The sequence below is a fragment of the Phyllobacterium sp. GQ127 genome, from assembly GCF_059758635.1.
The window spans coordinates 66,613-79,764 of record NZ_JCAXDZ010000002.1; the positions used below are offsets into that span (position 1 = coordinate 66,613).

Annotated in this window: 16 protein-coding genes; 6 read left to right on the top strand and 10 right to left on the bottom strand. The window is 52.9% G+C overall.

Annotation, left to right across the window (positions count from 1 at the left end):
* Positions 1-65 precede the first annotated feature (65 nt).
* Entirely contained in the window at positions 66-770 is a 705-nt protein-coding gene (locus AC6CHM_RS08580) for an anti-sigma factor (RefSeq protein ID WP_498172725.1), read from the bottom strand.
* Positions 767-1,306 carry a sigma-70 family RNA polymerase sigma factor gene (locus AC6CHM_RS08585; protein ID WP_115051449.1) on the bottom strand — a complete coding sequence of 180 codons (540 nt, stop codon included), beginning with the start codon at positions 1,304-1,306 and terminating at the stop codon, positions 767-769. Before AC6CHM_RS08585 ends, AC6CHM_RS08580 begins: the two co-directional genes overlap by 4 nt.
* Before the next feature lie 172 nt (positions 1,307-1,478).
* Here AC6CHM_RS08585 and argB point away from each other — a divergent pair, with 172 nt between their 5' ends.
* Positions 1,479-2,381, top strand: coding sequence for an acetylglutamate kinase (argB, locus tag AC6CHM_RS08590; RefSeq protein WP_115051448.1), 903 nt, complete (start codon positions 1,479-1,481; stop codon positions 2,379-2,381).
* Here the strand turns inward: argB and AC6CHM_RS08595 are convergent, their stop codons facing one another.
* Complete coding sequence (locus tag AC6CHM_RS08595) at positions 2,382-2,864, bottom strand: Lrp/AsnC family transcriptional regulator (RefSeq protein WP_307282328.1); 483 nt, start codon at positions 2,862-2,864, stop codon at positions 2,382-2,384. It lies immediately after the preceding gene.
* 122 nt (positions 2,865-2,986) lie between these two features.
* Here AC6CHM_RS08595 and phhA point away from each other — a divergent pair, with 122 nt between their 5' ends.
* Positions 2,987-3,820: a phenylalanine 4-monooxygenase gene (gene phhA, locus AC6CHM_RS08600; protein WP_307282330.1), complete on the top strand. Its 834-nt coding sequence runs from the start codon at positions 2,987-2,989 to the stop codon at positions 3,818-3,820.
* 6 nt (positions 3,821-3,826) lie between these two features.
* On the opposite strand, the gene AC6CHM_RS08605 is transcribed toward phhA, so the two are convergent.
* Positions 3,827-4,582, bottom strand: a complete 756-nt coding sequence (locus AC6CHM_RS08605; protein ID WP_307282332.1) for a GGDEF domain-containing protein — start codon at positions 4,580-4,582, stop codon at positions 3,827-3,829.
* 184 nt (positions 4,583-4,766) lie between these two features.
* Here AC6CHM_RS08605 and AC6CHM_RS08610 point away from each other — a divergent pair, with 184 nt between their 5' ends.
* Positions 4,767-5,504, top strand: a complete 738-nt coding sequence (locus tag AC6CHM_RS08610) for a pyrimidine 5'-nucleotidase (protein ID WP_307282334.1) — start codon at positions 4,767-4,769, stop codon at positions 5,502-5,504.
* Positions 5,505-5,540: 36 nt separating this feature from the next.
* On the opposite strand, the gene AC6CHM_RS08615 is transcribed toward AC6CHM_RS08610, so the two are convergent.
* Positions 5,541-6,383 carry an LOG family protein gene (locus AC6CHM_RS08615; RefSeq protein ID WP_307282336.1) on the bottom strand — a complete coding sequence of 281 codons (843 nt, stop codon included), beginning with the start codon at positions 6,381-6,383 and terminating at the stop codon, positions 5,541-5,543.
* Between the two features lie 150 nt (positions 6,384-6,533).
* On the opposite strand from AC6CHM_RS08615, the gene dapD reads away from it, so the two are divergent.
* Positions 6,534-7,388: a 2,3,4,5-tetrahydropyridine-2,6-dicarboxylate N-succinyltransferase gene (gene dapD, locus AC6CHM_RS08620; protein WP_307282338.1), complete on the top strand. Its 855-nt coding sequence runs from the start codon at positions 6,534-6,536 to the stop codon at positions 7,386-7,388.
* On the opposite strand, the gene AC6CHM_RS08625 is transcribed toward dapD, so the two are convergent.
* The gene (locus tag AC6CHM_RS08625) at positions 7,385-8,401 is read right to left on the bottom strand and encodes a 2-dehydropantoate 2-reductase (protein WP_307282340.1); all 1,017 of its coding nucleotides are present in this window, start codon (positions 8,399-8,401) and stop codon (positions 7,385-7,387) included. The two genes, dapD and AC6CHM_RS08625, sit on opposite strands and share 4 nt — an antisense overlap.
* An 83-nt stretch (positions 8,402-8,484) precedes the next feature.
* On the opposite strand from AC6CHM_RS08625, the gene dapE reads away from it, so the two are divergent.
* Both dapE and AC6CHM_RS08635 read left to right on the top strand, forming a co-directional pair.
* Entirely contained in the window at positions 8,485-9,672 is a 1,188-nt protein-coding gene (gene dapE / locus AC6CHM_RS08630; protein WP_115051441.1) for a succinyl-diaminopimelate desuccinylase, read from the top strand.
* A 7-nt stretch (positions 9,673-9,679) separates the two neighbouring features.
* The gene (locus AC6CHM_RS08635) at positions 9,680-10,294 is read left to right on the top strand and encodes a hypothetical protein (RefSeq protein ID WP_354342684.1); all 615 of its coding nucleotides are present in this window, start codon (positions 9,680-9,682) and stop codon (positions 10,292-10,294) included.
* Here the strand turns inward: AC6CHM_RS08635 and truA are convergent.
* The 4 genes from truA to def are packed head-to-tail and all read right to left on the bottom strand — an operon-like array spanning position 10,252 to position 12,991.
* The gene (gene truA / locus AC6CHM_RS08640) at positions 10,252-11,031 is read right to left on the bottom strand and encodes a tRNA pseudouridine(38-40) synthase TruA (RefSeq protein ID WP_115051439.1); all 780 of its coding nucleotides are present in this window, start codon (positions 11,029-11,031) and stop codon (positions 10,252-10,254) included. The two genes, AC6CHM_RS08635 and truA, sit on opposite strands and share 43 nt — an antisense overlap.
* Complete coding sequence (locus AC6CHM_RS08645) at positions 11,031-11,525, bottom strand: GNAT family N-acetyltransferase (protein ID WP_115051438.1); 495 nt, start codon at positions 11,523-11,525, stop codon at positions 11,031-11,033. The genes truA and AC6CHM_RS08645 overlap by 1 nt, the downstream gene beginning before the upstream one ends.
* Positions 11,522-12,451 carry a methionyl-tRNA formyltransferase gene (gene fmt, locus AC6CHM_RS08650; RefSeq protein ID WP_337353924.1) on the bottom strand — a complete coding sequence of 310 codons (930 nt, stop codon included), beginning with the start codon at positions 12,449-12,451 and terminating at the stop codon, positions 11,522-11,524. Before fmt ends, AC6CHM_RS08645 begins: the two co-directional genes overlap by 4 nt.
* A gap of 9 nt (positions 12,452-12,460) precedes the next feature.
* Positions 12,461-12,991: a peptide deformylase gene (gene def, locus AC6CHM_RS08655; RefSeq protein WP_115051437.1), complete on the bottom strand. Its 531-nt coding sequence runs from the start codon at positions 12,989-12,991 to the stop codon at positions 12,461-12,463.
* Positions 12,992-13,152 lie beyond the last annotated feature (161 nt).

Below are 13,152 nucleotides of genomic sequence, written 5' to 3' on the forward strand. Positions count from 1 at the left end.
TTTCCCTCGGTTGAGGTCAGATGGAGATACGGGGCCGGTTTGATTTAAGTTTCAAAACACCTACATTAAATTTCACGCACGGTACCGGCCGCAACAATTGCGCCAGTTGCTGTCTTGTTAGGTGAGCCGCCGAGAGGCTCCAATGTAATGGCGAGCGTTGTCCCTTCCTGCAGCTTTCCCGCAAGTGATCTGTCGAGGGGAAACTCAGTAAGTTGTGCTGACTTGATGAGGCCAAGCGAGACAGGCGCGTCGGTGCCGGCAATCAGCCATAGTTCAAGTGAACGATCTGCTGGCAACTCGCCTGCCACGAGGCTGACCTTCAATTGCTTGCGATCCTGATTATACACAGCAACCGTGCGGTAGGCGCTACCACTTGCATCCATTGACGCAATGAGCTGCCTATCGGGCGCAGAAGAATTGTTCAGGAAATCGCGGCCGAAGCCGATAGCAGCGAGAACCAGCGCGGCAAAGGCAACGGTGCGCCAGAAGGCAAGATTACCGAAGAATGGAGCAGATTGCTGACTAACGGTCCCAAACAGGCGTTTGTCGATAAGAGCCTTCATATGCGATGGCGCAGTTACCGGATCAAACTCTGCATTCATTCCATCGAACTGCTGCTGCCAGCGGGCCACAAGCCGGGCGAATGACACATCAGTGGCGATACGCCGTTCAACGCTTTGCTTCTCGTCCAGTGCAAGCACGCCCAGCACATACTCAGCGGCGATGAAATCATCGTCCGGCGGCGTGCTATCTGTTGGGGTCGCGCTCATGCTTCGAGACATTCCTTCAATTTGAGAAGACTGCGCCGCAGCCAAGTCCTCATCGTATTCAGTGGTACTTTGTGCCGCGCCGCCAAATCCTCATAGCTGTCGCCATTCAGATAGGCACCTCGCACGGCACTTGCTCTGGCTTGATCCAATTGGCCGAGGCAATCATAGATACGCCGTGACTCACTCGCAGCGATAGAAGATTGTTCCGGGTTGGCTGAAGGTTCTGCGATGTTGGCTGCCTGATCGAGATCGCTGGACGATGGTTTGCGTGCACGCAAGATATCGATGCAATGGTTCCGGGCAATTGCAACCAGCCATGAAATAGGGCTGGTTTCGGCGATCGCAAATCGGTCGGCTTTGTTCCAGATCTTGACGTAGATGTCTTGTAGTGCGTCTTCAGCCTCCGTTCGGTTGCTCAAGATACGCAGGCACACACCAAAAAGTTTCGCGCTCGTTGATGAATAGAGGGCATCGAAAGCATTGCGGTCCCGAAGCGAGACTCGTGTTATGAGCTGGGAGATGCCTTCAGGCGTCATACGACAGCGTTTCCAACTTTCTTCTATTTGAACCAAGTTAAATCTGCCTGACAGACTTGCTGTCAATGGTCATCGGGCAAAAACATTCGCAAATAGCCGAAATCATGTTTGCCCCGTCTCGACTTTAGCGTTAAGAACCCACCGTCCTTGCAAAACTGGAGCTCTCGCATCCATGTCATCCCCTACTGAAGCCGACCGCACTGCTGAAGTTCAGGCCAGCCTGCTTTCTGCAGCGCTTCCCTATATGCAGCGCTATGAAAACAAGACCGTCGTGGTGAAATATGGCGGTCATGCCATGGGGGATGCGGCATTGGGCAAAGCCTTTGCACGCGATATCGCCCTTCTAAAACAGTCGGGAATCAATCCGATTGTCGTCCATGGCGGTGGTCCGCAAATCGCGTCAATGCTCGCAAGAATGGGCATTGAATCAAAGTTCGAAGGCGGATTGCGCGTTACCGACGCAAAGACGCTGGAAATCGTTGAGATGGTACTGGCAGGATCGATCAATAAAGAGATCGTAGCTCTGATCAATGCCGAGGGTGAATGGGCTATCGGGCTGTGCGGCAAAGACGGAAACATGGTCTTTGCCGAGAAGGCAAAGAAAACCATCATCGATCCGGACTCCAATATCGAGAAGATCGTCGATTTGGGTTTTGTCGGAGAGCCGGTTGAAATAGACCGTACGCTGCTTGATCTGCTGGCCCGGTCCGAAATGATTCCAGTCATTGCTCCCGTTGCGCCGGGGCGGGATGGAAACACCTACAACATCAATGCTGACACCTTTGCTGGCGCGATTGCCGGTGCATTGGCGGCATCACGTCTATTATTCCTCACAGATGTGCCGGGCGTTCTCGATAAGAACAAGGAACTCATCAAGGAGCTTTCCGTCGGACAAGCGCGTGCGCTGATCAAGGATGGCACAATTTCCGGTGGAATGATCCCGAAGGTGGAAACCTGTATTGACGCGATCAATCGCGGCGTTGAAGGCGTTGTCATTCTCAACGGCAAGACACCTCATTCAGTGCTTCTGGAACTGTTCACCGAGCGGGGTGCCGGAACGCTCATCGTCCCCTGATCATTTTTTCAAGTGATCAAGAGGGATTTTCCCGGGACCTTTGATATTCTGTAAAACCAGCTGGGTGTGCACATCGCGCACACCCTTTAACCGCATGAGCCGATGCATGACGAAGGCGTTGAGATCATCAACGTCTGGAACCATCACATGCAACAGAAAATCATGCGTGCCAGTCATCGTCCAGCAGGATGAAACTTCGTCCAGCCGTTGAATTTCTGCGATGAAACGTTCCGGCGAATCGTCGCTATGCGTATTCAGACGCACTTGAATGAACACTTCCACCATCAAGCCAATGGCTTTTCTGTCGATAATGGCAGCAAAGCCTTTGATTGCTCCGCTTTCCTGCAGCGCTTCAAACCTTCTGGCGCAGGGAGTGGCCGAAAGGCCGACAGATTGCGCGAGGTCCGTAACCGGAATACGACCATTATCCTGCAAGGATCGCAGCATTCTGATTTCAAATTCATCAAATTGAGGTTCTTTCACCCGATTCTCCCAAATTATAGGTGTGATTGCCTCCAAATATTCGCTTAAGGAGATGAATAGGTCAAATTCACCTCAAGCCTCGCTCTAATCTGATTTCGATACAATTGGAGGAGGAGGGTATCATGACCGTTTCGGTAGAAGCATATGCGCGCGAATGTGCCGAGCAGGGACTGCGTGGTAATTATACGGTTTGTCAGCCAGATTTTACCGTGGAGCAAAATTACGATTATTCAAACGAGGATCAGGAGGTTTGGCGCACCCTTTGCGACCGCCAGACCAAACTCACCTCAAAGCTTGCTCATCGCTCCTATCTCGATGGTGTTGAAGCACTAGGCCTATTGGAGCAGATCCCGGATTTTCACGAGGTCAGCGAGCGTCTGCACAAGCTGACAAATTGGGAAATTGTTGCTGTTCCGGGTCTCATCCCGATCGAGCCATTTTTCGATCATCTCGCCAATCGCCGTTTCCCGGTGACGAACTGGCTGCGCAGCAAGAGGGAACTCGATTACATCGTCGAGCCGGACATGTTTCACGACTTTTTTGGCCATGTGCCAATCTTGAGCCAGCCGGTCTTTGCGGATTTCATGCAGCTCTACGGACAAAAAGGCGGTGAAGCCGTAAAAATGGGCGGCGATCAGATGGTTTCGCGGCTGTACTGGTATACGGCCGAATTCGGCTTGATCCAGGAAGAAGGCGCACCGCTCAAGGCATTTGGTGCCGGGTTGATGTCGTCCTTCAGCGAACTGCAATTTGCGGTGACAAGCTCTGATGCCCATCATGTGGCATTTGATCTGGAAACAGTCATGCGTACCGGTTACGAGATTGACAAGTTCCAGCGGGCATATTTTGTGCTGCCAACATTTGACACGCTACGGGATGCGTTCAGCAATGCTGATATGCCGGCCTTGATTGCGAAATGGAGGGATGCAGAACCGCTGGACGCGGCTGCCGTGTGAGTTTTCTCAGGCCGCTTCTTTCATCCCGGACTGGATGAATACACAATTGCGGCCATTGCGCTTGGCCTCGTAGAGTTTGCGGTCGGCGGTCTGAAAATGATCGACGACCGCGCCGCTGGATATGTCGACGATCCCGCCAATGCTGACGCTCAGTCTGACGCGCTCGCTATGGGGTGTTCGGTAATCCATGCGGTTTACCTCAGCCCGGATTATCTCGGCAACCGCAGTTACGCGGCTGTTTTCTTTTGTCGCCAGATAGACGCCGAATTCCTCACCGCCGATGCGTCCGATACTATCGTCTGTGCCAACGCAATCCGTTATGCAACGCGCAATAGCCATCAGGGCACCATCGCCCACATAATGGCCGTGAACATCGTTGATCTTCTTGAAATGGTCGACATCAATGATGAGAAGCGAGCAGGGCTGACGTGTCCTTACTTCGTCAAGATGATCGAAAAATGCCTCACGATTAAGCAGGCCCGTCATGCTGTCGCGTGATGATTTCTCAAAGAGCTTTGCATTTGTGACTTCCAGCTCTTCTTTCACTCGCCTGAGCGCTTCCAAAGCGCGGCTTAGCCGCTCGGATTGCCGGATGACGATAAAGGAGAGGATCGGAGAGATCAGCACCGGACAAACCGTCGCGATGACATAACCCATCGCATTATGCATGTCATTGGCATGCATAATGATCCCGGTGATCAACAATGAGCATATCACCGAGACGATCGTTATGGTCAGACATTTGAGAAGAATTCTGGACATTAATGGGTCCTGACCCTAACCTCGGAAGCAACAACACGGTTTACTACGACGAATTCATGAAACAGCAGTTAGCGAAAAACTTAAAAGCGGTCGCAGTTAAGTCGGTTTTCTCCTATTGCTTCAAAAGAATGAGCAGAGTCTCCAATTTTCTATGATGGAAAGCTGAGCGGAAACCCAATCGAATATGACAAACCAACCAGATCCTTTAAGTTTTGCCCATGTGACAGATTGGGTTTTCGATCTCGACAATACCCTTTACCCGCATCATTCCAACCTGTTTTCACAGATTGATATGAAAATGACGGGTTATGTAGCCGATTTGTTGAAGCTTTCGCGTGCAGATGCGCGCATTGTACAAAAACAATTTTACAAAGAATATGGCACGACCCTCAAGGGATTGATGGATCGTTATGATATTGATTCAGATGACTTTCTGCAGAAAGTGCATGATATCGATTATTCTTGGCTGGTTCCCGATCCATCATTGACCATCGCGCTTCGCCAATTGCCGGGCCGCAAATTTATCTTCACCAATGGTGATCGCGGTCATGCGGAACGCGCCGCCAGACAGCTAGGCGTTCTGGACGAGTTTGACGATATTTTTGATATTGTTGCCGCGCAGTTGATGCCCAAGCCTGAAAGGGCGACCTATGACCGGTTTCTAGACCTGTATAAGATAGACCCCGGCTGCAGCGTCATGTTTGAGGATCTTGCTCGTAATCTCATCGAGCCTAAAGCGCTGGGCATGAAAACAGTATTGATCGTGCCGCACAATTTCGAACCAACTTTTTCAGAAATTTGGGAACGCGATCCTGGTCAAACGGATCATGTTGATTATGTCACCGATAATCTGTCGGCATTTTTGAGCGCGATCCTGCCGGGTCAGGTCGACAGGCAGGTTCCCGCTCAAGTTGAGGAATGAGAGCCGCTTGGAGTTAATGCGCGGCCATCATTGCGTTCAAGGCAAATCGTAGAATTTACGAATGACGTCCCATGCTTCTTCCGCCTCATCCACGAACGTAATCAGTTCGAGATCAGAAGGAGAAACGACACCTTGTTCCGCGAGAAACTCAAAGTTGATCGTCTTTTCCCAGAATGATTTGCCGAAAAGCAGGAATGGTATGCGCTCCATACGACCGGTCTGAATCAAGGTCAGCGCCTCGAATGTTTCGTCCATTGTCCCGAACCCGCCCGGGAAAATGGCCATTGCTTTGGCCCGCATCAGGAAGTGCATCTTGCGGATCGCGAAATAATGGAAATTGAAACACAAGTCCGGTGTAACATAAGCGTTGGGCGCCTGTTCATGCGGCAGCACGATGTTAAGACCGATCGTCGGCGCGCCAACATCGGCAGCACCGCGATTGCCCGCTTCCATCACGCCGGGGCCACCACCTGTCACAATGACGAATTCACGGTTGTAGGTGGTCGCCGAATAGACGGAGCAGAGCTGCGCAAACTTCCGTGCTTCGGCATAATAGCGTGAGTTTGCTTCAAGGTTTTTCTTCTGAACCTCGTTTTTGGCCGCCCATGCCTCACCGCCGGGCTCCGGAATGCGCGCCCCGCCAAACAGCACGACTGTCGAGCGGATGCCACGCTCGGTCAAAGCCATTTCCGGCTTGAGCAATTCGAGTTGCAGCCGCACGGCACGCAATTCACGTTTGGTCATGAAATCGGGATCGGCAAAGGCAAGACGATAGGTGTCGGACTCGGTCTGCGGTGTTGAAGGCGCTTCGCCTACACGGCGAACCGCTTCAGAAGAGTGGGAAAATGGCGTCCAGCCGTTTTTTTCGTCAGTATTCAATTTTCACTTCTCCTTCTGCGGCGTAGATGACGCTGGCAGACATCCAATCGGATTCCTTATCCAACATTATGGTGCTGCGATTGACCCTCTCGCAGACTTATCTTACTAGGCCATTGATATTAATTGCCCGTGTAATGGAGTGACCTTAAAATGTCCAAGCCCGATCTGAATGGCCTCGAAAAGACGATTGACAAGGCCTTCGACGAACGCGATGCGATCAGCACTGAAACACGCGGTGAAATCCGCGATGCGGTCGAGACATCGTTGCTTCTCCTTGATAGCGGCGAAGCACGCGTGGCAGAGAAACAGGCCGACGGAAATTGGAAGGTCAATCAGTGGCTTAAAAAGGCTGTACTCCTGTCATTCCGCCTCAACCCAATGGGCATCATCGAAGGTGGACCCGGTGGCGCAACCTGGTGGGACAAGGTGCCATCCAAGTTCGATGGCTGGGGCGCGACTGAATTTGCCAAGGCTGGCATACGCACAGTACCCAATGCGATCGTTCGCCGTTCCGCCTATATTGCGCCAGGCGCAATCCTCATGCCGTCTTTTGTTAATCTGGGTGCTTATGTCGGCGAGGGCACTATGGTCGATGCGTGGGCAACAGTTGGCTCCTGCGCGCAGATCGGCAAGCACGTGCATCTTTCAGGCGGTGTAGGCATTGGCGGCGTTCTTGAACCCATGCAGGCCGGCCCGACGATCATCGAAGATAATTGCTTCATTGGCGCCCGTTCGGAAGTTGTTGAAGGCTGTATCGTTCGCGAAGGTGCCGTTCTCGGTATGGGCGTCTTCATCGGCAAATCGACCAAAATCGTCGACCGTGCCACGGGCGAAATCTTTTATGGTGAAGTGCCGCCATATTCTGTCGTGGTTGCAGGAACGTTGCCTGGAAAACCTTTTCCAAATGGTGAGCCGGGGCCAGGTCTCTATTGCGCCGTCATCGTCAAGCGCGTCGATGAAAAGACCCGCTCCAAGACCTCGATAAATGAGCTTCTGCGCGATTAAGACCGGATTTCTTCAATGGAATGGCTGCGGAGGGGTTTCCCCTCCGCTTGCTTGACGCAGGACAGAACTTTACGGGCGAGCGTAGCCGATAGGCCCTTCTCCCTTGCCATTTGGATAATCACTCCTTGGAGATAATCCACTTCCGTTGGCCGGCCACGCGCAAAGTCTTCCCACATGGATGATCGTGCCCTCGGATCAATGGCCAGCATTTTGCGCGCGACGACGCGAAATAAAAAATTTGGCAATCTTAAAATCCAGGGAAGAAGAGCGGGCTTTACGCCCTGGATTTTTGCCGGCTCGATGCCATGCGCCGTCATGATGTTGAGGGCTTCGCTCATCTGGTCGGCTACAAGCTGCCGCCATTTGCGATCTGCCAGCTGCTCGGCAAGCGGTAAGTTTGACAGCGCATTTGGCGCATTGTTGAGGTTCATCAGCAATTTTCCCCAAAGAACACCCTCTATATCCGGGTGCGCTTGCACCGGCAGGCCGGGCACCGAAAGGACGCGGGGCAGTTCAGCCAAAACCTTGTCGATGAGGACCGTGCCTTGAGTGGTTCGCCTTACCGTGAGCGGTTCTGCGGAATTGTCGGACAGGACGACATTAAATGGCACCATTCCGGCAATGACGACCGTTCCTTCCGGCAGTATGCGGCGTAAAATTTCCGTGTTGCCGACGCCGTTTTGAAGGCTGACGATAATGGCACCAGCAGGCGCATGTTTTGCGGCAAGTCCGGCCATTTCCTCGGTGGCGCCGCTTTTAACTGTGATCAGAACAATGTCGGCATCCGCAAAGGCTACTGCAGGATCGCTGCTCAGTTCGAACTCATGATGTGGAATGAGTTGCTGTGTCCCATCAAGGTCGATGACCTTAAGTCCGGCCTCTCGAAGCTTTGCCTCGGTGCGAGGCCTCGTCAAAAAACAGACCGCGCGTCCAGCTGCTACCAAGCTTCCACCGACATAGCACCCGATTGATCCTGAACCAGCGACGACAATGCGCGACTTGTTGGAGACCATGACACATCCTTCAAGCAAAAAGCGGCACGAAATCAGTCACGTGAAGCGTGACAGGATCGCGCTTTTCCATTATCGCATTACACATGAAATCCTCTGCTGATCCAGTACAAAACCTCGCCCGGCTCATCGCCTGCCCTTCCGTGACGCCTTTGGAAGGCGGAGCACTGACGACAGTCCAATCCCTGCTGGCACCGTTGGGATTCTCGGTCGAACGACCCGTTTTCAGCGAAGATGGGACGCCCGATGTAGAGAACCTTTATGCACGGCGTTCCGGAAACGGACCGCATTTGATGTTCGCGGGACATACGGATGTGGTTCCTGTGGGCGATGAAGCGGCGTGGACCTATCCACCATTCTCTGCGACCATTCATAATGGCGAGATGTATGGGCGCGGGGCTGTGGATATGAAGGGTGGCATCGCCTGTTTCGCCGCAGCTGTTGCCCGCTATCTGGAGAAAAACGGTGAGCTCAAAGGCTCAATCTCATTTCTGATAACCGGGGATGAGGAAGGGCCTTCCATCAACGGTACCGGTAAATTGCTCGAATGGGCAAAAGCCAAGGGAGAAAGCTGGGACGCGGCAATCGTTGGTGAGCCGACCAATCCGGATACGCTCGGTGATATGATCAAGATTGGCCGTCGCGGTTCTCTATCGGGCACGATTATCGTGCGCGGTATACAAGGGCATGCTGCCTATCCGCATCTTGCGGATAATCCGATCCGTGGCCTGACCATGCTCGTCGACAGCCTTCTCTATCCCGCCTTTGACAAGGGCACCAAGAATTTCCAGGCGACCAATCTGGAAGTAACGACGATTGATGTTGGAAACCCAGCAGTCAATGTTATCCCTGCCGAAGCCAGTGCGACCTTCAATGTCAGGTTTAACGACACGTGGACCGATGAGACGCTGATGGCCGAGATACATAACAGGCTCGACAAGGCGGCAGGCCGCCGCAAGCTACGTCCGGGCAGGAAGACGCCGGTGAACTACGACCTGGTCTGGCGCGATCGTCCAAGCCACGTATTCCTGACGCATAATGAAAAGCTGATCGGAACTTTGACCTCGTCGGTTGAAAAGGTGACGGGAAAGCGTCCTCAGCTCTCGACATCCGGCGGCACATCAGATGCCCGTTTCATCAAGGACTATTGCCCGGTGGTTGAATTCGGTCTTGTTGGCCAGACCATGCACATGGTCGATGAACGCGTATCGGTTGCCGATCTTGAAACCTTGACGCAGATTTACGAGCGGTTCATTGCGGATTTTTTTGCGTGACGAGTTGATGAACGACATACCCGACTGGAACGAAATACAACGCTATCTTCGCGGCACCTGGCGCATGATGAATGGTCATGCAGACGGTCTTGAAGAGCTTGATTTTTCGGAAGACGGTTTTTGGCAGTCTTTTCACGCCATAACAATATCGCTGCCGCCGCTCATTCTGGGCTGGATTGTTTTTGCCAATGACCTTGTCGCTCTGCGTCCGGGAACTGGAAGCCGCCTTTCCATAATCGGAAGTGCTGCCTTTATCGATCTTGCAAGCTGGGTTCTGCCGTTGGTGATAGTGGCATTGCTTGCCCGACCATTGGGAATCGTAAAGCGTTTCAGCCCTTATGTCGTCGCCACCAATTGGGGATCTGCGATAGGTGCGTGGCTAACGGTGCCAGCTACGCTGGTACGAATGCTTTTTCCTGACTGGCCAACTCTGATTAGCAGCATGAGCATGATGGTTTATGCGCTGATTATCGTTTTTACCTACAGGCTGGTGCATGTGGCATTGAAAAAACCCTATATTTGGTCAGCGACGTTTTTCATCGCATTCATCATCGGTTCGATATTGATGGTGATCATGTTTCAAAATGCTCTGGGAATTGCGATGCCGTCGGTGAGCGGGTAGTCTACGCCGATCAGGTATAAACCGTGGGGTGGTGCTACAGGACCGCACGCCTGCCGATCGCGCGCTTCAAGAGCAGCGCTCACATCATCCGCATCCCATCGCCCACAGCCAACTTCCTGTAGTGTTCCAGCGAAAGAGCGAATTTGATTGTGCAGAAATGACCGCGCGGACGCCCTGATCTCGACAATTTCGCCCTTGCGGCTGACGCTCAAGAAATCGAGCGTTTTAACAGGGCTTTTTGATTGGCACTGCGTTGCACGAAATGTGGTGAAGTCATGTGTTCCGATCAACCTCTGCGCTGCAGCGTGCATGGCTTCTGCATCAAGCGGCTTTTTCACCCACCATGCGCGATAAGCCTCCAGCGGGGCAGGGGGGCGGCGGTTGACGATCCGGTAGAGATAGTGGCGGCCCGTTGCTGAAAATCGCGCGTCAAACTGAGAACTGACCAGTTCTACATTTATGATACTGACAGTTTCGCCCGCAAAAACGAGATGGGCGTTGAGCGCTTCGCGAATTTTTGAACTGCTCCAGTCCTTGACGAGATCGACATGGGCAACCTGCGCGCTGGCATGAACGCCCGAGTCTGTGCGTCCGGCTGCGCCAAGAGATATGCTCTCACCGCAAAACTTGAAGATGGCCTGTTCGATGGCGGCCTGGACGGTGTGGCCGTTTTCCTGACGCTGCCAACCTGCATATGGCGTACCATCATACTCGACAGTAAGCTTGTAGCGGGGCATTAGAGTGCTCCAAAAGCTGGAGCATACTGCAGGACGCCGGTCGATGGCGCATCGGCAAAAGCTAAAGCTTGCAGATATTTCCCTTGGTAAGCGCTCTCAAAACCTGCAGCGCGCAGATGCTCATAGCCAAATCTGCCGTAATATGCGGGATCGCCAAGAACGAGCGATAAGGTCTCTCCTGCAGCGACGAGCTTCGTATGGGCTGTCTGAATGAGGAGACTTCCGACACCTTGCTTTTGAAACTCCGGCAATACTGCCAAAGGCGCCAAAGCGACGGCGTCGTGGTTCTTACCGGTAATCTTCACGCGTGAAAACAGGATGTGTCCTGTCAGAATCCCGTTTTTCCGGGCAACAAGCTCGAGCAGAACATCGTTATTTTCTCTCAACCGAGAAATCAATTCAACTTCGCCGGTTCCCCCGAAGGCACGCTCGACAAGGTTGGCAACTTCAGGATAATCGTCAGGGCTTGTAGTCTGGACCGTGACATCACTCATGGCAGTCGTGTGCCTTGCGCGATTTTAGCTCCGCGCTGAAACTCCTGCCCATCCATGGCTTTGCCGCCTGCACGCTGCAATGTCCGCAGACGGACAGCTCCTTCGCCGCAGGCAATGCGCAAATCGTCGTCCAATACGGTTCCGGGGGCACCTACGCCTGTGGCGAGCACTGAGCGCAGAAGTTTGACACGCTCCAGATCGTCGCCAATTTCCATTTCACACCAGGTACCGGGAAACGGCGCCAGACCACGAATACGGTTATGGACGTCAATGGCAGGCTGGGTCCAGTCGATACGGGTTTCGACCTTGGTAATCTTGGAGGCGTAGGTTACGCCCTCATCGGATTGCGGTGTGAGGGTCAGGCTGTCGCGTTCCAGAGCAGCAATGGCGCGAACCATCAGATCAGCGCCGGCCATGCTAAGCTGGTCATGCAGTTCGCCCGCCGTCATGTCAGCCGTAATGTTGATTTTCTCGACCATGGCGACCGGCCCGGTATCGAGACCTTCATCCATCTTCATGATCATGATGCCGGTTTCAAGGTCACCAGCCATAATGGCACGCTGAATTGGCGCAGCTCCCCGCCAGCGCGGAAGCAATGAGGCATGTCCATTATAGCAACCGAGGCGGGTGCCCTCGAGAATTTCTTTCGGTAAAATCAGGCCATAGGCGACAACAATCGCAACATCGGCCTTAAGGTCGATAAAGGCCTGCTGCTCATCCGGATCTTTCAGGCTCTTGGGTGTGCGGACCTCGATGCCGAATTGCTCCGCATTCCGGTGAACAGGCGAAGGGGTCAGCTCAAGTCCACGCCTGCCAGCAGGGCGTGGTGGCTGGCTATAGACCGCGACAATTTCATGGCCCTGACCGATCAGCGCATTGAGAATAGGCACGGAAAAATCCGGCGTGCCCATAAATATAATTCGCAAACTCATCGCCTAAACCGCCAATCGACTTGTGGGGCGATCCTTGGCGAGTTTCTTGAACTTCTTCACCACCATTTCACGCTTCAACCGCGAAATATAATCGATGAACAAAATACCGTTCAAATGATCGATCTCATGTTGAAGGCATGTGGCCAAAAGTCCGTCCGCTTCGACTTCTTGGGGCTTCCCCTCAATATCGAAATAGGAAACGCGAACCTGTTTGGGCCGCTCGACTTCCGCATAGTAATCAGGGATGGAAAGGCAGCCCTCTTCGTAAATATTCCGTTCGTCGCTGGACCAAAGCACCTGTGGATTGATGTAAACCTGCGGCGCCTTCGGCTCGTCTTCTTTGGCAAGATCAATCACCAGCATCTGGATCGGTGTGCCGACCTGAATGGCCGCCAGACCAATGCCAGGCGCATCATACATTGTGTCCAGCATGTCAGCGGAAAATTTGCGCAAATCCACGTCAAAACTTTCGACAGGTTTGGAAACTTGACGAAGCAGCGGATCGGGAAGGATAACGAGCGGTTTGATTGACATGTCCTTCACCTAATATCTCGATTTTCAGCCGTCAATGCGGCATCAGACCCAATCATAAAAATGTTCATGTTTTGATCTCACATTTGCCAATCGAATCGGTTACTCTAGGGTTATGGAAACTTCAATTTCTCTCGATCAAACGCTGTTTCAGCTCGGCGCGA